Here is an 18,790-nt window from a genome sequence, read left to right as displayed (position 1 = left end):
AACAAATGTCGAGGAAGTATTGATGCGCATCGTTCCCCATATCCTGGGCGCAGCTATCGCTGCTGCTCTGATCAGCACTCCAGTTTTCGCCGCCGAACTCACCGGCACGCTGAAGAAGATCAACGACTCCGGCACCATCACTCTCGCTCACCGCGACAGCTCCATTCCGTTTTCCTATATCGCGGATGGTTCGGGCAAACCCGTGGGCTACTCCCACGACATCCAGTTGGCCGTCGTCGAGCAACTGAAAAAAGACCTGAATAAACCCGACCTCAAAGCCAAGTACAACCTGGTGACCTCGCAAACTCGTATCCCGCTGATCCAGAACGGCACCGCGGACCTCGAGTGCGGCTCCACCACCAACAACGCCGAACGCGCGCAACAAGTTGATTTCACCGTCAACATCTTCGAAATCGGCACCCGTCTGCTGGTCAAGAAAGACAAGGATGGCAAGCCGTCCTACGCTGACTTTGCCGACCTGAAAGGCAAGAACGTCGTGACCACCGCCGGCACCACGTCCGAGCGCATCATCAAAGCGATGAACGCCGACAAGCAAATGGGCATGAACGTCATCTCCGCCAAGGACCATGGCGAATCCTTCCAGATGCTGGAAAGCGGCCGTGCCGTTGCCTTCATGATGGACGACGCCCTGCTGGCCGGTGAAGAGGCCAAGGCCAAGAAGCCGGACGACTGGGTCATCACCGGTACTCCGCAGTCCTTCGAAGCCTACGCTTGCATGGTTCGTAAAGATGACCCAGCCTTCAAGAAAGCGGTCGATGACGCCATCGTTGCCCTGTACAAATCCGGCGAAATCAACAAGATCTACAGCAAGTGGTTCGAGAGCCCGATCCCACCAAAAGGCCTGAACCTGAACTTCCCGATGAGCGACAAGGTAAAGGAGCTGATCGCCAACCCAAGCGACAAGCCAGCGCCTGACGTAAAAATCTGATACCTGACTAAGCTTATCTCCTGAGGGAGCCAACCTCCCTCAGGCGTCTGTTACTACCTGCTGGCTTTACTTTGGAACACTCGACCTGGCGGTTTTCGAGCCGATCGCGTGTGCCTGGCGTTCATCGCCAGGCGGGAATGGATTTTCCCCAAGCGGGTGCTTGTACATCGATCGATCTCGAGGGGAGACCCTAATGAATTACAACTGGGACTGGGGCGTGTTCTTCAAGTCCACTGGCGTGGGCAGCGAGACTTATCTCGACTGGTACATCGCCGGCTTGGGCTGGACCATCGCCATCGCTGTCGTGGCATGGATTATCGCCTTGCTGCTGGGGTCCATTCTGGGCGTCATGCGCACCGTGCCAAACCGCATCGTAGCGGGCATCGCGACCTGCTACGTGGAACTGTTTCGTAACGTGCCGCTGCTGGTTCAACTGTTCATCTGGTACTTCCTGGTACCCGACATGCTGCCGCAGAACCTGCAGGACTGGTACAAACAGGACCTCAACCCGACCACCTCGGCCTACCTGAGCGTTGTCGTGTGCCTGGGCCTGTTCACCGCCGCTCGTGTGTGTGAGCAAGTGCGTACCGGTATCCAGGCGCTGCCACGCGGCCAGGAATCCGCCGCACGCGCCATGGGCTTCAAGCTGCCGCAGATCTACTGGAACGTGCTGCTGCCCCAGGCCTATCGGATCATCATCCCGCCGCTCACCTCGGAATTCCTCAACGTCTTCAAGAACTCCTCCGTGGCGTCCTTGATCGGCCTGATGGAACTGCTGGCGCAAACCAAACAGACCGCCGAGTTCTCGGCCAACCTGTTTGAAGCCTTCACCCTGGCCACGCTGATCTACTTCACCCTGAACATGAGCCTGATGTTGCTGATGCGCGTGGTCGAGAAGAAAGTCGCGGTGCCCGGCCTGATCTCCGTGGGGGGTAAATAATGGACTTCGATTTCAGCGGCATCATCCCCGCCATCCCGGGCCTGTGGAACGGCATGGTCATGACCTTGCAGTTGATGGTCATGGGTGTGATCGGCGGCATTGCGCTGGGTACGGTCCTGGCGCTGATGCGCCTGTCGTCCAGCAAACTGCTGTCCCGCGTGGCCGGCGCTTATGTGAACTACTTCCGCTCGATCCCGCTGCTGCTGGTGATCACCTGGTTCTACCTGGCGGTGCCGTTCGTGTTGCGCTGGATCACAGGCGAAGACACCCCGATCGGTGCGTTCACCTCGTGCGTCGTGGCCTTCATGATGTTCGAAGCCGCGTACTTCTGTGAAATCGTACGGGCCGGCGTGCAGTCGATTCCTAAAGGCCAGATGGCGGCGGCACAGGCAATGGGCATGACCTATGGCCAGACCATGCGCCTGATCATCCTGCCCCAGGCGTTCCGCAAGATGACCCCGTTGCTGCTGCAACAGTCGATCATCCTGTTCCAGGACACCTCCCTGGTCTACACCGTGGGCCTGGTGGACTTCCTCAACTCCGCCCGCTCCAACGGCGACATCATCGGCCGCTCCAATGAGTTCCTGATCTTCGCCGGTGTCGTCTACTTCATCATCAGCTTTTCCGCCTCGCTGCTGGTCAAGCGTCTGCAAAAAAGGTTTGCCGTATGATCTCTATCAAGAACATCAACAAGTGGTATGGCGACTTCCAGGTGCTGACCGATTGCAGCACCGAGGTTAAAAAAGGCGAAGTGATCGTGGTGTGCGGGCCGTCGGGCTCGGGCAAATCCACCCTGATCAAGTGCGTCAACGCGCTGGAACCGTTCCAGAAAGGCGACGTGGTCGTGGACGGCACCTCGATTGCCGACCCTAAGACCGACCTGCCGAAACTGCGTTCGCGCGTGGGCATGGTGTTCCAGCATTTCGAGCTGTTCCCGCACCTGACCATCACCGAGAACCTGACCATCGCGCAGATCAAGGTGCTCGGCCGCAGCAAGGAAGAAGCCACCAAGAAAGGCCTGCAACTGCTCGAGCGCGTCGGCCTGTCGGCGCACGCCCACAAGCACCCCGGCCAGCTCTCCGGCGGTCAGCAACAACGTGTGGCAATCGCCCGCGCTCTAGCCATGGACCCGATCGTCATGCTGTTCGACGAACCGACCTCGGCGCTGGACCCGGAAATGGTCAACGAAGTGCTCGACGTGATGGTGCAACTGGCCCACGAAGGCATGACCATGATGTGCGTGACCCACGAAATGGGCTTCGCCCGCAAAGTGGCCGACCGCGTGATCTTCATGGACGCCGGCAAGATCATCGAAGACTGCCCGAAAGAAGAGTTTTTCGGCGATATCAGCGCCCGCTCCGAACGCGCGCAGCACTTCCTTGAGAAAATCCTGCAGCACTAAGCACTGCCCAGTTGTGGTGAAGGGCCAATCCCCTTCACCACGACTGGTTGACCCAAGGCATCTGTGATGAAATGCGACCCCAACCAATTTCGCGCCGCACCGCCATCACTTGCCGTGAAACCACGCCTGATCCGCCAACTCTTCCTGCCGCCGTTGATCATCGCCCTGATGATCGGCCTGGGTTTTATCGGCTTCTGGGTCAGTGAGTACTACGGCATCCGCACGCTCAGCGATACCGGCGAGCGCCAGCTGGAATTGCATGCCCGCACCGTCGAAAGCGAACTGAGCAAATACACCTACCTGCCCAGCCTGCTGGAACTGGAGTCCAGCGTCTCCACGTTGCTGGCCGACCCGAGCCAGGAAACCCGCAAAACCGTCAACGATTACCTCGAAGGCCTGAACCGACGCAGTCGCAGTCGGGCCATCTACGTGATGGACACCACCGGCCGCGTGCTGGCCACCAGTAACTGGCGCGATGCCGACAGTTACCAGGGTGAAGACCTGTCCTTCCGCGCCTATTTCCAGAACGCCGTGCGAGGCCAGCCCGGCCGTTTCTATGGCATCGGCAGCACCAACGGCGAACCCGGTTACTACCTGGCCCATGGCTTGGAAGAGCACGGCAAGATCATCGGCGTCGCCGTGGTCAAGGTGCGCCTTGAGGCACTTGAAGAACGCTGGCAACGCGCGCGCCTCGAAGCCTTTGTGAGCGACGAGAACGGCATCATCATCCTCTCCAGCGACCCGGCCCGCCGCCTCAAGGCCGTGCGCCCGCTGAGCGACGAAACCAAGGACCGCCTGGCCCACAGCCTGCAATATTACTGGGCCACGCTGAACGAACTGGAACCCCTCGCCCGCGAGCGCCTCAACGAAGGCACCGAGAAACTTACCTTCCCGGCCAACAGCGAAGTGGTCAACGACGAGCATGAAGTCAGCTACCTGGCGCAAACCCGGCCGCTGAATGACACGCCGTGGAATTTCACCCTGCTCACCCCGCTCAACGATCTGCGCCGTGCCGCAATCAACCAAGGCATCCTGGTGGCCGTCGCGTTTGGTCTGGTTGCGTTTTTGCTGATTGCCTGGAACGAACGACGTAAAGTCATCGCCACCCGCCTCGCCGCCCGTGAAGCCTTGCAGGAAGCCAACAGCCAGCTGGAACGGCGGATTGCCGAACGCACCGCTGACCTGCGCGCCAGCAACGAACGGCTCAAGGGCCAGATCCGCGAACGACGCCAGGCCGAAGAAACGCTGCGCCGTGCCCAGGATGAGTTGGTGCAGGCGGGCAAACTGGCCGCCATCGGCCAGATGTCCACCAGCATTGCCCATGAATTGAACCAACCCCTGGCGGCGCTGCGAACCCTGTCCGGCAACACCGTACGTTTCCTTGAACGTGGCGCCCTGGACACCGCCAGCGCCAACCTCAAGACCATCAACGAACTGATCGATCGCATGGGCCGCATCACCGCCAGCCTGCGCTCCTTTGCCCGGCGCGGCGATGACCAGGGCGAAGCCAACCTCACTAAAGCCGTGGATGCCGCGTTCCAGGTACTCGGTGAACGCCTGGACAGACTGCCGCTGATCTTGCACCGCGACTTTTCCCACGCCCAACTGCAAATCGACCAGACGCGCCTGGAGCAGATCCTGGTCAACCTGATCGGCAACGCCCTCGACGCCATGCAAGCCCAACCGGCCCCCGAGCTGTGGCTGGAAGGCAGCAACGCCGAGGGCAAATACCGCCTGCAGGTGCGCGACAATGGCCACGGTATAGACCCCGAGGCGCGCAAACATTTATTCGAACCGTTCTTCACCACTAAACCCGGCGAGCAAGGCCTGGGCCTGGGCTTGACCCTGTCCGCCAGCCTCGCCGCGGCCACTGGCGGCAACCTTGCCGTGGAACATCCGACCAGTGGTGGAACGGCCTTTGTCTTGTGCCTGCCGTTGGCGGGCGCTCAAAAAGCTGAGTCGACATGAATACAGACGCTAAAGCCATTAAAGACGAGCTCACGGTGCTGATTGTCGAAGACGATCCCCATGTGCTGCTCGGCTGCCAGCAGGCGCTGGCCCTGGAAGACATTCCCAGCGTCGGCGTGGGCAGTGCCGAGGAGGCGTTGAAGCGCATCGGCGAGAACTTCGCGGGCATTGTGATCAGCGATATCCGCCTGCCGGGCATCGACGGTCTTGAGTTGCTCACCCGCCTCAAGGCCCTGGATAAAAGCTTGCCGGTAGTGCTGATCACCGGACATGGCGATATCTCCATGGCCGTCGGCGCCATGCGCAACGGCGCCTATGACTTCATGGAAAAACCCTTCTCCCCTGAGCGCCTGGTGGACGTGGCCCGCCGCGCCCTGGAGCAGCGAGGGCTGGCACGGGAAGTCTGGTCATTGCGCCGCCAATTGGCCGAGCGCGACTCCCTCGAAGGCCGTATCATCGGCCGCTCGCCCGCCATGCAGAAACTGCGCGAGCTGATCGCCAACGTCGCCGACACCTCGGCCAACGTGCTGATCGAAGGCGAGACCGGTACCGGCAAGGAACTGGTCGCGCGCTGCCTGCATGATTTCAGCCGGCGCCATTCCCATCAGTTCGTCGCTCTGAACTGCGGCGGCCTGCCGGAAAATCTCTTCGAAAGCGAGATTTTCGGCCACGAAGCCAACGCCTTTACCGGCGCCGGAAAGCGTCGCATCGGCAAGATCGAACACGCCCACGAAGGCACGCTGTTCCTCGATGAAGTGGAAAGCATGCCGATCAACCTGCAGATCAAGCTGCTGCGGGTGTTGCAGGAGCGCACCCTGGAGCGCCTGGGTTCGAACCAGAGCGTGGCAGTAGATTGCCGGGTGATCGCCGCCACCAAGTCGGACCTGGACGAGCTGAGCCGCGCCAATCAGTTCCGCAGCGACCTGTATTACCGCCTCAATGTGGTTACCCTGGAACTGCCGCCCCTGCGCGAGCGCCGCGAAGACATCCTGCAACTGTTCGAACACTTCCTGCAGCAGTCGTCACTGCGTTTTGACCGCAGCGTGCCGGAGCTGGACAACCAGACCCTGTCGAGCCTGATGAGCCACGACTGGCCGGGCAATGTGCGTGAACTGCGCAACGTCGCCGAACGCTTCGCCCTCGGCCTGCCCGCCTTCAAGAAAAGCGGTGCCAGCAGTGGCAGCCACGGCCTGGCCTTCACTGAGGCGGTGGAAGCTTTCGAGCGCAACCTCCTCAACGACGCCTTGCAACGCAGCGGCGGCAACCTGACCCAGGCCAGCCAGGAACTGGGGATGGCCAAGACCACACTGTTCGACAAAGTCAAAAAATACGGGTTGAGCCACTGATGGATCTTGTATTGAAGGCCGCCCTGGGTGCGGCGGTGGTGTTGATTCTGGCGGCGCTGGCCAAGACCAAGAACTATTACATCGCAGGTCTGGTACCGCTGTTTCCGACCTTTGCGTTGATCGCCCACTACATCGTCGGCAAGGGCCGTTCGGTGGACGACTTAAAGACCACGATCCTGTTCGGGATGTGGTCGATCATTCCGTACTTCGTGTACCTGGCGACGTTGTATGTCATGGTGGATCGGATGCGCTTGGAGGCGTCACTCGCTGTGGCAGCGGTGGCGTGGTTGATGGCCGCGACGATATTGGTCAGCATCTGGGTCCGCGTTCACGCCTGACCCAACACGGTCAAAACTGTGGGAGCGGGCTTGCTCGAATGCGGTGGTTCAGTTGGAACATATTTGACTGACACATCGCTTTCGCGAGCAAGCCCGCTCCCACATTTGAACCTCAGGGTATCAGCGGACGATCTTGTCGACCTGGATCCCCAGCTTCTTCAGGCGATACCAGAAGCTGCGCTCGGAAATCCCTATCTTCGCCGCCGCCGCAGCCTGCACGCCATTGCTCTCCTGCAACGCCGCGAGTATGTAGGCCTTCTCTACTTCTGCCAGCGCCGCATCGAGGTCCTGGGGAATCCCCGGCCCGTCACTGAGGATCGCTGTCACGTCGCCCTCGCTTGGCTTGGAGGCAAACAGGTAACCCGGCAAATCGATATCCTCGATCACCGGCGATGCCGCCACGATGGTCGCGCGCTCTACACAGTTCTGCAGTTCTCGGATATTGCCTGGCCAGTGATAAGCCGCCATGGCCTGCAACGCCTCAGGGCTGAAGCCGGTGATGCGCTTGCCTGCCGTGGCGCTGAGGGTCTGGGCGAAGTGACGGGCCAAGGGCGCAATGTCTTCCACCCGCTCGCGCAGGGCCGGCAACGGGATCGGAAACACGTTGAGGCGGTAATACAAGTCTTCGCGAAACTCCTTGTTGGCCACCGCTTCCAGCAGGTTCTTGTTGGTGGCGGCGATCACCCGTACATCCACCTTACGCTCGCGGGGATCGCCCACCGGTTCAATCACCCGTTCCTGCAATGCGCGCAGGATCTTGGCCTGCAATGCCAGGGGCATGTCGCCCACTTCATCGAGAAACAGCGTGCCCTTGTCGGCCTGTTGAAAGCGCCCTACCCGGTCCGCCACGGCGCCGGTAAACGCGCCTTTGCGATGGCCGAACATTTCGCTCTCCAGCAGCCCTTCCGGGATGGCCGCGCAGTTGACCGCCACGAAAGGTTTGTCGGCACGGCTGCCGTGCTTATGGATGGCACGGGCGACCATTTCCTTGCCGGTGCCGCTTTCGCCGGTCAGCAAGATGGTGGCGCTGCTGTCGCGCACCGAGTCCACCGCTTGCAGCACTTTGCGAAACGCCGGGCTGTCGCCCACCAGGCTGTCGAACTGCGCGTGTTCGTCCAGCTCGGCACGCAAGCGCGCGTTGTCGCGCATGATGTCGCGAAACTGCAGGGCCTTGGCCACGGTGATGTCCAGTTCGTCGATATCGAACGGCTTGGCGATGTAGTCGTAGGCGCCGTTGCGCATCGACTGCACGGCGTTTTTCACCGTGCTGTAGGCGGTCATCACGATCACCGGCACATGGGGGTAGCGCACCTTGATTTCGGCCAGTAGCGCCGGCCCGTCCATGCCCGGCATGCGCCAGTCGCTGATCACCAGGTCAATGTCTTCCTGTTCCAGTACCTTGAGCGCGTGCAGGCCATTGCCGGCGATAAACACCTGCACCTCGTTCTGACCCAGGGCCGATGCCAGCAGGTCGCAGAGCTTGGGCTCGTCGTCGACTACCAGAATGTTATGCGTCATGACTGTCCTCGTCGTCTTCGCCAATCGCCGGAATGTACAGGCTGAAAGTGGCGCCGGCATCTTTCTCGCTGGCGCATTCGATGCTGGCGTCGTGACTTTCCATGATCGAATAGACTTTGGCCAGGCCCAGGCCGGTGCCGGACGCCTTGGTAGTGACGAATGGCGTGAAGATACGCTCGATCATGTCCGCCGGAATCCCCTGGCCGGTGTCGGCGATGCTGATCACCGTGTTCTCGCCTTCTGCGCGAATACCCAGGGTCAGGCGCCCGCCTTCGGGCATTGCGTCGATGGCGTTGAGAATCAGGTTGAGGCACGCCTGCTTGAGCTGCTTGGCATCCGCATAGATCGTCGCTCCCGGTGCCTGGTCGTCGATGTGCGCGTCGATAGTATGAGTGGCCAACTCCGGGGCACAGAAGCCGAGGATTTCCTCCACCAACGGGCGCGCAGGCTGCAACACGCGCAGCGGCGGGTTGGGCTTGGCGAAGTCGAGGAACTCAGTGATCAGATCGTTGATGCGGCTGACTTCACTGATCACGTATTCCAAGTGACGCTTGTCGGAGTCCGGCAGGTCGGCGCGGCGGTGCAACAGCTGCGTCGCAGTCTTGATGATACCCAGTGGGTTGCGGATCTCATGGGCCAGGCCCATGGCGACCTCACCCAGCGCGTGCAGGCGATCACGTCGACGTAGCTGGGCTTCAAGATGATGCAACTCGCCCAGGCGCTCGGTCATATGATTGAAGGTGCTGCTCAACTGCGCCAGCTCGTCGCCACCACTGACCACCACGCGGTGCGCGTAATCGCCGCTGATCACCGCACTCACGCCTTGGGACAAGTCCCGCAGCGGCTTGGTCAGGCGTCGTGACACCAACACCCCGGCCGCCAGCGAAAGCGCCGAACTGAGCAGGAAAATCAGCACGAACAGGTTGCTCTGGTTCACCAGTCCCACCAGGCTGGTATGGCGCAGCAAGCCACTGAAGATCACACCCTGCAAGTCACCGCCATCGTTGAAGATCGGCCAGTACAACCCGCTGTAGTTATTGGTGAACTGCTCGCTGGGCTGTTTGGTGGCGCGCATCGCGGTTTCGACGCTCTTGGGAATGCGCGAGGGATGATCCTCGAAGCGCTGGGTCGAGAATATCTCGGAAAAACCGTCGGGGTTGGCCAGGTACAGGCGCAGGTCGAGGGAATGCACATCAGCCACACTGGTGAGAAAACTGCTGTCCAAATAAGTCCCGACCAGCAACTCGTAATCCACGCCGTCCTGGGAGGTTTCGAAAGTCGAGACGACGATACCGGTGGACACACCCGCCACCTGCACGGTCTGCAACACGGTATTTTTGGCGAGGCTGATCTGCTTGACGATGTCGTCGGAGGCAGTACTGAACACGACTTTTTGGTCACTGGTGCGGATCAGAGCCACCACGTCGATATCGGTGGCGTCGGCAATATCGGCGGTCAAGCGGTCGTGCTTGGCCGCTTGCCGGCTGGAAGGCGGGCTGGTGTAGCGCAGGAACAACTTGGCCATGCGCGCGTTGTCGTGGAGGATGTCGCCGATCTCGTCCTTGACGATCTTGGTCGACTCCTGCAGCCAGATGCGCACGTTGCTGTCGAAGATCTGCGACAGCGTGGTGGCGGCCAGTTCGGCAGCGATCATGGTGGGGATCACGCTGACCAACCAGAACGCGAGCACCAGCTTGCGCTGGACGCTCCAGCGCGAAATGGCAAAGGGGCGGGCTTTCTGGCGGGTCTTGGTGATCATCAGGTTTCGCTTATCGCAGCAGCCATGGCAGGGTCGGAACGGTCCGGTCGAATAAACAGTTTTACAAGCATGAGCAGGCCGTTGACCAGCCGGTTGCGGTGGCGGAAAAACACGCTGTTGCCCTGGAACTCGCAACCCAGGCGCAGCTTACTGGCATACCCGGCCTGACCGCACTCATACACGGCGATATTGTGCTGAATACAGTAGTCGACATTGGTCAGCCAGCTGCGGAAGTACAGGTTGTAGTCGCGGGTGAACTCAACGTCATGCCCAAAAAACTTGTCCACCAGCCGGTGTTCGTCCACCAGGATCAGGTTGAACGCCACCAGTTGCTCGTCCACCCAGTAAAGAACACAGACCGCACGCTCATCAAGGCGTTCGAGCACACTTGTGAAGTAGCCGGCGGGCAGCCGCTCGAACTGCAACTCGGCACGCGTGAGCGTGGCTTCGTACAGGCGCATGACTTCCGGCAGCACGTCGTCGATATTGCGCCGCCACTCCACCCGTGGCCCCGGCGCGCGCAGTTTGCGGCGCAGGTCCTTGCGCGTGGATTTTCCCAGGGAGCCCAGGTAAGCGTCCACCGAGCCGTACGGCAGCGGCAACACGCCCGTGGGCAGGCTCGGCATGCTCTGGAAGCCGGCAGCCCGGCAACTTTCGACCCAATGCGCGTCTTTGCTCGGCGCATCCTTGACCGCCACCAGGCCGATACCAAAGTCATCGGCATCCTGGCGCGCAGCTGCCAGCAGGTGCTTGAGCAGCAGCGGGCGGCGCGCATCCGCCACACCACTGGCAAAACCGACGTCGCAGCGCTCCGCCACCGGGGAACCGATGGCATACAGCCCCAGTTGCAAAAGCCCCGGCCACAGGCGCTCCACACGTTCGGTCAAACGCTTGCCGGCACCCGACACCGTGGTGTCGAGGCGATAATGAGTGATGAACGCCGCAGCCACAGCCGCCAGCGTTCCATCTTCGTAAACCGCCAGGTAACGCCACTGGAAATCATCGATGGCGGCATTTTCCACGGCGACGTAATAGTCCCAGTCCTCCAGGGCCCCCGGGAAACAGTCGTTCCAGGCACTGCGCTGGAGGGCCCGGATGGTCGGGAAGGCTTGGGCGGTAATCACATCGTTTCCTTAAGGCTCAGGCCCGCTGTCGATAATCTTGAGGGGCCGCAATAGCCTCGGCATGTTGCCCGACAAACTCCGCGCTCAACTCGATCACCCGGCGGTATTGCAGGTCGACGGTGATCATGTGGTAGCAGTTGTCCAGCAGGATCTTGGTCACCGGCCCGCCGAGGTGGCGTTCCACATAGTCCGCGTTCCAGCGGCTGGTGATGTCGTCCTCGATGGAGTGCAGCACCAACGCCGGCACGTTGATCGACGGCATGCGTTTTTTGACCTCGGCGTTCATCCAGTGCAATTCACGTACGGTCACGCCTTCCATCGTCAACAAGCCTGCCTCGCTGCTTTCACCTTCCTTCATCTGCCGTTCAACGATGGCGCGCAGGCGTTCATTCTTGATGCCGTAGGGCGGTTTCTCGGTAAACCGGAACAGGCGCACGCCGAACGGAATACGGATCAGCAATGGCGTGATGAACGCCATTTTGTTGATGCTCCAGCCGTCGTACTTAAGGGTGGTGGAGTACATCAGTAAGCCGGCGACCTGGCCCGGATGCTCCGAGGCCAGGTACATCGACATCACCGCGCCCATGGACAAGCCACCGACAAACACCTGCGTGTGGCGCTGTTTCACACAGACGAAGGTCTTGCGCACACCCTCGTACCAGTCGCGCCAGCCGGTGGCCTGCAGGTCGCTGTTATCACCGCAGTGTCCGGCCAGGGTGGGCACGTACACCGTGCAGTTACCCACCTTGGCCAGGCCCTTGGCGACCTGGCGCAATTCCGTCGGGGTGCCGGTCAGGCCGTGGATCAACAGGATCCCGACCGGACCATCACCGAGAACGAAGCCGGCATCACCTTCACCGAGGTCGATCTCTGCCTGGCTCACCGATTGGTCGCCCGCACTAGCAGTTGTTCGAGCAGCTTCAGGCCCAGTTCGATTTCCGGGTAGCTGATTTCCAGGGAAGGTGCCAGGGTGATCACGTTTTTGTAGTAACCGCCCACGTCGAGGATCAGGCCGAGTTTCTGGCCGTCCACCAGCATGTCGCCCTTCATGCCTTCCTCGACCATGTAGTCCAGGGTCGCCTTGTCCGGGGTGAAGCCATCGGGGCCGCAGATTTCGCAGCGCAGGGCCAGGCCCAGGCCATCGACGTCGCCGATGATCGGGAAACGTTTCTGCAGGTCTTGCAGGCCTTCGAGGAAGAACTTGCCCTTGGCCATGACCATCGCGCCGTAGTCGACTTCGTTGGTCATTTTGAACATTTCCAGGCCCACCGCCGTGCCCAACGGGTTGGAGGCGAAGGTGGAGTGGGTCGAGCCTGGCGGGAAGATCTTCGGGTTGATCAACTCTTCACGGGCCCAGATGCCGCCCAGTGGGTTGAGGCCGTTGGTCAGCGCCTTGCCGAACACGATCACGTCCGGCTGTACGTCGAAGTGCTCGATCGACCACAGTTTGCCGGTGCGGTAGAAGCCCATCTGGATCTCGTCGGAGACCATCAGGATGCCGTGCTGATCCAGCACCTGCTTCAATTCACGGTAGAAGTTCATCGGCGGAATCACGTAACCGCCGGTGCCCTGGATCGGCTCGACGTAGAACGCGGCGTATTCGCTGGAACCGACTTTGGGGTCCCACACACCGTTGTACTCGGTCTCGAACAGTCGAGCGAATTGCTGCACGCAGTGGCTGCCGTATTCTTCCTTGGTCATGCCTTTAGGGCCACGGAAGTGGTACGGGAACGGGATGAACTGCGCCCGCTCGCCGAAGTGGCCGTACCGGCGACGGTAGCGGTAGCTGGAGGTGATCGACGAAGCGCCGAGGGTACGCCCGTGGTAGCCGCCTTCGAAGGCGAACATCAGGCTCTTGCCGTTGGTGGCGTTACGCACAACCTTCAGGGAGTCTTCGATGGACTGCGAACCGCCGACGTTGAAGTGCACGCGACCGTCGAGGCCGAACTTCTTCTTGGCGTCGACCGCGATCATTTCCGACAGCTCGATCTTGCCCTTGTGCAGGTACTGGCTGGCGATCTGCGGCAAGGTGTCGATCTGCTGTTTCAGCGCATTGTTCAGACGCGGGTTGGCGTAGCCGAAGTTGACGGCCGAGTACCACATTTGCAGGTCGAGGTAGGCCTGGTCTTCGGTGTCCCACACGTAGGAGCCTTCGCAACGACTGAAAATACGCGGCGGCTCGATGTAGTGGACGGTGTCGCCGTAGGAGCAGTATTTGGCTTCTTTATCCAGAAGGATCTGGTCTTCGGCAGTAGCGATACGGATATCAGACATGGTGGAAGAGTTCCTGATTGTCGGCAGCAGTAAAGGAGGTGGCGTTGGCGGCGATGCCTTGTGGCAGTAGAGCCAGCAGCGCAGGCACTTCGGCAAAGGTGTCGAAGCGCGCATGAGGGATCTGGTTGGCCACGCAGTAGTCGGCGAGGCTGCCCTTGGCGAACACGAAGTCGGCGGTGGAGGCCACGCACATGTCCGACTTGCCATCGCCGATCACCAGCACGCGCTTGTTGCGCGGGGTGGACTTGCACTTGCAGTTGCCGGAGGCAGCGCGGCAGGCATCGCTGGCATATGGGAAGTCGATGCGCCAGCTGTTCTGATCGACCTGGCGCAGGCGGTTGGCGAGGATCGGCAGCAAGGTCACGTAGTTGCGCGACAGGATCCGCGCGATGCCCTGCTCGATGCCGTCGCTGACCACTTCGATGGACGCCCCCAGGCCGATCACGTGATCGACGAAGTCGGGGAAGTCCGGGTCGATCTCGACGCTGTCGAAATACGCCAGCAGTTCGGAGGGGGTGGCCTTGATCAGTGCCAGTTGGCGGCTCAGGCATTCGCGTGAACCGATATGCCCATCCAGCCATTCCTGTTCGATGGTTTCCCACTCGGGGCCGGCGAAGCGTTGGAGGACGTTGTCGATGACATCGGTGGGGGTGATGGTCCCGTCGAAGTCACACACGATATGCCAGTGGATCATCGTTGTTTACCTTGGAGGAGCGCGCTGTGTGCGCTTGCAACAAGGGGTAGAGCAGGGAGTGTGCCAACTGGCCAGCGCCCAGCGGGGCTGGGGGTTTGTTCGATTCACAACGGGATCTGTGTCGCGGGAGCTACAATTTTTGTAGCTTGCTACAAACAAGATGAGTGCTTGCGCACCAGCGCCCCTTCGCGCGTTCATGCGCACGTATTCAATCAAGGAACCGTGACCATGTTCAGGATCACATGCGCTGCATTCGTTGGTTTGCTTGGCCTGTGGAGCTTTTCAAACGCTGCCGTGGCCGAAGGCATCACCGGCGAAGTGGGCGCAGGCATCAGCTACCAGCCTCATGACCCTACCGGCAGCCACTACGAAACGCGGCCCGTTCCCTATTTCGACCTGGACTGGGGCGATGTCAGCCTGAGCACCGATGACGGCTTGACCTGGAGCGCGCTCAATACCCAGGGGCTGACCGCCGGCCCCTATATCAATTACCTGTCGGGGCGTACGTCCAATGGCGATCTCCAGGGCCTGCGCAATGTGTCGGACATGGCGGAAATCGGTGGTTTCATCCAATACGCCCCGGCTGATTTCTGGCGGGTGTACGCGCAACTGGGGCAAGCCGTGGGCGGTGGGCATTCGCAAAGCGGTGCCTTGGGCAAAGTCGGCGGCGAACTGGGCTATCCCCTGGGTGGCGGGATTATCGGCAGCAGCGGCCTGGTCGCGCATTTTGCCGACGCACGCCAGACCAACACGTTTTTCGGCGTGGATGACAACGAGGCCGCCGCCACGGGCTTTCGCCCCTACCACGCCAGCGGCGGCTTCCAGAACCTGACGCTGACTCAGAGTTTCGAGTTTCCCCTGGCGGCCAAATGGTCATTGCTGACCAGCGCCAGTTGGGTTCACCTCGTCGGCTCGGCGGCCGACAGCAGCATCGTCCGGCAGACCGGCGAAGTGAACCAGGGCCAGGTGCAGACGGCTATCAGCTACAAGTTCGACTAGGTTGGTCTGGGGTTTGCAATGACGTCTTGGAATCCATTTTTCCAGGACATTCTTCATGGCTCGCCCCGCTTACCGCCTGTTGCATCACTCGCTCTGGGACCTGGTGCCCATCGCCTTGGGCCTGGTGCACTTTGTCTTTGTCGTCTGGCTGGTTGCTGCCTTCAATAGCCTGAGCTGGTGGGCGCTGGTGCCCCTGGCGCTGGTCTATGCGATCAGCCTGTCGTGGAGCATCAACAGCATCTCCCACAACCAGATCCACAATGCCTACTTCAGCCTGCGTGCGATGAACCGGGCGTTCGACCTGCTGCTGTCGGTGACCATCGGCTTTTCCCAGACGCTCTACCGCGACATCCACAACCGCCATCACCGTGGCAACGCCGACCTGCCAGGGCCGGACGGTAAAACCATCGACCCGTTGTCGATCTACCAACGCGGGAAGGATGGCCAGCCGGAAAATCCCTGGGCCTATACCTTCCTGAGCTTTTTCCGCGACGACCCCAAGCCGTTCTATGACGAGATGAAGCGCAAACGCCCGGCGGACGCGCGCTGGGTCAAGGTCGAGATCGGGGTGACCGTGGCGTTCTATATCGCGCTGGCGTTCTACAACTGGCAGGCGGTGCTGTGGCTGTTGCCGTTCTGGTACCTGGGCCAGTGCCTGTCATCGCTCAATGGCTACTACGAACACTTCGGCGGCAACCCGGACCAGCCGATTGCCTGGGGCGTAAGTTCCTACAGCGTGCTGTACAACCTGATCTGGATGAACAACGGCTATCACGCCGAGCACCACTACCGACCGAAGATGCACTGGACCAAAGTGAAGGCATTTCATCGGGAGATTGCCGAGCAACAGCGTGAGGCGGGGGTGAAGGAGATTTCGGTGTCCCATGGTCTAGGTTTTTTGGTGGCGCACCGCAAACCCTGACCTGCCCCCACTCCTTGTGGTGAGCAGGCTTGCCCTGCGCGGGCGATGCGGCGACCCGACAAGCCCGCTCACCACAAAAACCAGGCCAGAGTGATCAGTTCTCTTCGCCTTCGGCCAGCAGCGCAATACCGCCGATAATCACCGCCACCCCCACCCAGTGCAGCGGGCTGATATGTTCCCCCAGCCCCAGCCACGACCCCAGCAGCACCACCACAAACACCAGTGAACTCAGCGGAAACGCCAGGGACAGGCTGCTGCGCCGCAGGATCAGCATCCATACGAAAAAAGCGCCGATGTAGCTGGCGATGGCCGCCAGAATGCCAGGGTTGCGCGCCACGTCAGCCAGCCACTGCCAGCTCAAGTCCATCTGCCCCAGTTGGTCGCCGGCCACTTTGGTAAACAGCTGGCCGGCGCTTTCGGTACAGATCAACAAAGCCCACAGCACCACCGTGCCGAAGCGCCCGTGCAGCCATCCGTTATTCAAGGTTTGCGTACTCATGCCTGACTCCCCGCAATGGCTACCAACATCACGCCCAAGGTGATTACCAGCGTCCCCAGCCAACGGCGGCGGCTGACGGTTTCGCCCAGCACCACCTTGCCCGCCAGCACTACACCGCAATAGGCCAGCGCCGCGGCCGGGAACAGCAGGCTCAGCGGCGCACGGGACAGGGCTTCGAGCCACACGAAGAACTCAATGGCATAGGCACCGATCCCGGCCCACAGCAACGGCGCATTGAAGACCTGGCCCCAGAATGCATTCAGGCGGAAACCACCGTCCAACTCGGGCAACCGGTCCAGGCCGATCTTGAAACACAGTTGGCCGATCACGTCGAGCACAATGGAAAACGCCACCAGCAACACCACGGTCAACGTCACGGGAACAGCTCCTCAAACAGGTCGATCAGGGCTTCATTGGTGGCCGCGTTGCGCTGCAAATCTTCCGCGCTCCAGCGCTCGGGTGGCGGCTGGTCGGACTTGGCTTCCCAACGCTTGAAGGCATTGCTGAAGGCGGGCGTGGCGAACTCACCACACACGTCAATGCCGATGATGCGTTTGCGCGCTGCCAAGGCCCGCAAGGCTTGCAGCAGGTGGGTCAGGCGCATGCCGCCCTGGTCCCAGTTGGTGGCCGCGTCCTCACTGGCGAGCACGTCTTTGTCGATAGTGATCCAGATAGCCTCGGTGGGCAGGCTGGTGATCAGCTGATCGAGAAACGCCGCCCAATCCAGCTCGGCCAGGTTGCGCCAATACAGGTGGTTTTCCTGCTGCTGGTGACCGGCGCCGTCCCCGACCCGGCCCCAGACTTTCGACGGCGGATGCTGCCAGGGAAACAGTTGCAAGTGCCCGCGTTTGAGGGCACCGAGGTTGCCGCCGCGCAGTTGCGGGTTGTGCAGGTCGTCGCTGCACGGGCCGAGGGTGACGATGCGTTTGATCGCCGGCATCTTCAACGCGCGGTTGACCCACGAACCACAGTGACGCTTGGGCGCAAAGCGCACCCAGTCGGGGTGATTATCGAAGTGGATCAGGCTGATGGGCTCCTTCAGGTCGGCAAGAAAAGCCGGTGTGAGGTGGTGATAGTCGCCGGAGCCGACAAACAGGATTTCCGGTCGCGCGTCCGTCGGCCGAGGCCGTTGGGCCAGGCGTTCGGCGAAGCGCTTCCAGGTTTTTTCGGTGGACCACAGGCGCAGTTTCGGGCCCAGGTCCAACAGGTCGATACGCGTGGCACGGCCGCTGGCCAAACGCCGGGCGATCGGTGCCTGGCCGGTGAGGCTGTGGTCGAGGTCGAGAATGTTCAAGGCAGTGTCCCCTAAGGCTTTAGGGGGTCAATGCAAGGGACGGGCCAGCACCACTCTTGAAGACGGTGACTGGCTAATGTGGGAGCGTGATCGGCTTTAGTTTTTCGCGTCGTTGATGATCTGGCGGATCGCCCCTACAAAGGCTTCCGCCGGCTGGCCGCCGCTGACGGCGTACTGATCGTTGAACACGATGGTCGGCACCGAGGTCACGCCACGGGAGATCCACAGCTGCTCTTGTTCACGGACTTCGGCGGCGTATTCATCGCAGGCAAGAATCTCGGCCGCACGCTGGATATCCAGGCCGACGCTTTCGGCGATGATCGCCAGGGTGGCGTGGTCGGACGGATCCTGGCCATCGGTGAAGTACGCCTTGAACAACGCTTCCTTGAGGTTGTACTGCAAGCCTTCCAGCCCGGCCCAATGCAGCAGGCGGTGGGCGTCGAAGGTGTTGTAGATGCGACTCTGGCCATCGGTACGAAAGGCAAAGCCCAGCTCGGCGCCCATGTCGCGGATACGCGCACGGTTGGCCTGGGATTCTTCGGCAGTGGAGCCGTATTTTTCGGTGATGTGCTCGACGATGTTCTGCCCCTCGGCGGGCATGTTCGGGTTCAGTTCGAACGGCTGGAAATGGATCTCGGCCTGTACTTCGGCGCCAAGCTGATCAAGGGCTTCGGTCAGGCCGCGCAGGCCGATGATGCACCAGGGGCAGGACACGTCACTGACGAAATCGATTTTCAGGGGAGTACTCATGGTGGGCAACCTCG

Annotated in this window: 19 protein-coding genes; 9 read left to right on the top strand and 10 right to left on the bottom strand. The window is 61.0% G+C overall.

Annotated features, from left to right (window positions below; genetic code table 11):
• The first annotated feature begins 22 nt into the window (after positions 1-22).
• The 7 genes from LVW35_RS05575 to LVW35_RS05545 all read left to right on the top strand — a co-directional run bounded on the left by LVW35_RS05575 (position 23) and on the right by LVW35_RS05545 (position 6,943).
• Positions 23-949 carry a glutamate/aspartate ABC transporter substrate-binding protein gene (locus tag LVW35_RS05575; protein WP_010212760.1) on the top strand — a complete coding sequence of 309 codons (927 nt, stop codon included), beginning with the start codon at positions 23-25 and terminating at the stop codon, positions 947-949.
• 193 nt (positions 950-1,142) lie between these two features.
• A complete protein-coding gene (locus tag LVW35_RS05570) occupies positions 1,143-1,889 on the top strand; it encodes an amino acid ABC transporter permease (protein WP_071488705.1) in 747 nt (248 codons plus the stop codon).
• The gene (locus LVW35_RS05565) at positions 1,889-2,560 is read left to right on the top strand and encodes an amino acid ABC transporter permease (protein ID WP_233894144.1); all 672 of its coding nucleotides are present in this window, start codon (positions 1,889-1,891) and stop codon (positions 2,558-2,560) included. Before LVW35_RS05570 ends, LVW35_RS05565 begins: the two co-directional genes overlap by 1 nt.
• Entirely contained in the window at positions 2,557-3,291 is a 735-nt protein-coding gene (locus tag LVW35_RS05560) for an amino acid ABC transporter ATP-binding protein (RefSeq protein ID WP_233894142.1), read from the top strand. The genes LVW35_RS05565 and LVW35_RS05560 overlap by 4 nt, the downstream gene beginning before the upstream one ends.
• A 66-nt stretch (positions 3,292-3,357) precedes the next feature.
• On the top strand, positions 3,358-5,259 hold the full coding sequence (locus LVW35_RS05555; protein ID WP_233894140.1) for a sensor histidine kinase: 1,902 nt from the start codon (positions 3,358-3,360) through the stop codon (positions 5,257-5,259).
• Positions 5,256-6,605 carry a sigma-54-dependent transcriptional regulator gene (locus LVW35_RS05550; RefSeq protein WP_267924880.1) on the top strand — a complete coding sequence of 450 codons (1,350 nt, stop codon included), beginning with the start codon at positions 5,256-5,258 and terminating at the stop codon, positions 6,603-6,605. Before LVW35_RS05555 ends, LVW35_RS05550 begins: the two co-directional genes overlap by 4 nt.
• Complete coding sequence (locus tag LVW35_RS05545; protein ID WP_028619050.1) at positions 6,605-6,943, top strand: GlpM family protein; 339 nt, start codon at positions 6,605-6,607, stop codon at positions 6,941-6,943. The genes LVW35_RS05550 and LVW35_RS05545 overlap by 1 nt, the downstream gene beginning before the upstream one ends.
• A 120-nt stretch (positions 6,944-7,063) precedes the next feature.
• Here LVW35_RS05545 and LVW35_RS05540 read toward each other — a convergent pair whose 3' ends face one another.
• Genes LVW35_RS05540 through LVW35_RS05515 form a run of 6 tightly spaced genes read right to left on the bottom strand, consistent with a single transcriptional unit; the run spans position 7,064 to position 14,312 of the window.
• The gene (locus LVW35_RS05540; protein WP_233894139.1) at positions 7,064-8,461 is read right to left on the bottom strand and encodes a sigma-54-dependent transcriptional regulator; all 1,398 of its coding nucleotides are present in this window, start codon (positions 8,459-8,461) and stop codon (positions 7,064-7,066) included.
• Positions 8,451-10,220 carry a HAMP domain-containing sensor histidine kinase gene (locus tag LVW35_RS05535; protein WP_233894138.1) on the bottom strand — a complete coding sequence of 590 codons (1,770 nt, stop codon included), beginning with the start codon at positions 10,218-10,220 and terminating at the stop codon, positions 8,451-8,453. Before LVW35_RS05535 ends, LVW35_RS05540 begins: the two co-directional genes overlap by 11 nt.
• Entirely contained in the window at positions 10,220-11,344 is a 1,125-nt protein-coding gene (locus LVW35_RS05530; protein WP_233894137.1) for a GNAT family N-acetyltransferase, read from the bottom strand. Before LVW35_RS05530 ends, LVW35_RS05535 begins: the two co-directional genes overlap by 1 nt.
• A gap of 16 nt (positions 11,345-11,360) precedes the next feature.
• Positions 11,361-12,227 carry an alpha/beta hydrolase gene (locus LVW35_RS05525; RefSeq protein WP_233894136.1) on the bottom strand — a complete coding sequence of 289 codons (867 nt, stop codon included), beginning with the start codon at positions 12,225-12,227 and terminating at the stop codon, positions 11,361-11,363.
• Positions 12,224-13,618, bottom strand: coding sequence for an aspartate aminotransferase family protein (locus LVW35_RS05520; RefSeq protein ID WP_233894135.1), 1,395 nt, complete (start codon positions 13,616-13,618; stop codon positions 12,224-12,226). The genes LVW35_RS05525 and LVW35_RS05520 overlap by 4 nt, the downstream gene beginning before the upstream one ends.
• On the bottom strand, positions 13,611-14,312 hold the full coding sequence (locus tag LVW35_RS05515; protein WP_233894134.1) for an MtnX-like HAD-IB family phosphatase: 702 nt from the start codon (positions 14,310-14,312) through the stop codon (positions 13,611-13,613). The genes LVW35_RS05520 and LVW35_RS05515 overlap by 8 nt, the downstream gene beginning before the upstream one ends.
• Before the next feature lie 228 nt (positions 14,313-14,540).
• Between LVW35_RS05515 and LVW35_RS05510 the strand changes: the two genes are divergently transcribed.
• Entirely contained in the window at positions 14,541-15,311 is a 771-nt protein-coding gene (locus LVW35_RS05510) for a MipA/OmpV family protein (RefSeq protein WP_233894133.1), read from the top strand.
• Positions 15,312-15,366: 55 nt separating this feature from the next.
• Entirely contained in the window at positions 15,367-16,233 is an 867-nt protein-coding gene (locus tag LVW35_RS05505) for a fatty acid desaturase (protein ID WP_233894131.1), read from the top strand.
• A 94-nt stretch (positions 16,234-16,327) separates the two neighbouring features.
• Here LVW35_RS05505 and LVW35_RS05500 read toward each other — a convergent pair whose 3' ends face one another.
• The 4 genes from LVW35_RS05500 to LVW35_RS05485 all read right to left on the bottom strand — a co-directional run bounded on the left by LVW35_RS05500 (position 16,328) and on the right by LVW35_RS05485 (position 18,776).
• The gene (locus LVW35_RS05500; protein WP_233894129.1) at positions 16,328-16,732 is read right to left on the bottom strand and encodes an EamA family transporter; all 405 of its coding nucleotides are present in this window, start codon (positions 16,730-16,732) and stop codon (positions 16,328-16,330) included.
• A complete protein-coding gene (locus LVW35_RS05495; RefSeq protein ID WP_010212789.1) occupies positions 16,729-17,109 on the bottom strand; it encodes a transporter in 381 nt (126 codons plus the stop codon). The genes LVW35_RS05500 and LVW35_RS05495 overlap by 4 nt, the downstream gene beginning before the upstream one ends.
• Complete coding sequence (locus LVW35_RS05490; protein WP_233894128.1) at positions 17,106-18,026, bottom strand: arginase; 921 nt, start codon at positions 18,024-18,026, stop codon at positions 17,106-17,108. Before LVW35_RS05490 ends, LVW35_RS05495 begins: the two co-directional genes overlap by 4 nt.
• Before the next feature lie 96 nt (positions 18,027-18,122).
• Entirely contained in the window at positions 18,123-18,776 is a 654-nt protein-coding gene (locus LVW35_RS05485; RefSeq protein ID WP_233894127.1) for a DsbA family oxidoreductase, read from the bottom strand.
• Positions 18,777-18,790 lie beyond the last annotated feature (14 nt).

Origin of the sequence: Pseudomonas sp. HN11, from assembly GCF_021390155.1 — a bacterium.
Taxonomy (GTDB): Bacteria; Pseudomonadota; Gammaproteobacteria; order Pseudomonadales; family Pseudomonadaceae; genus Aquipseudomonas.
This window is presented reverse-complemented; position numbering and strand designations above follow the sequence as displayed.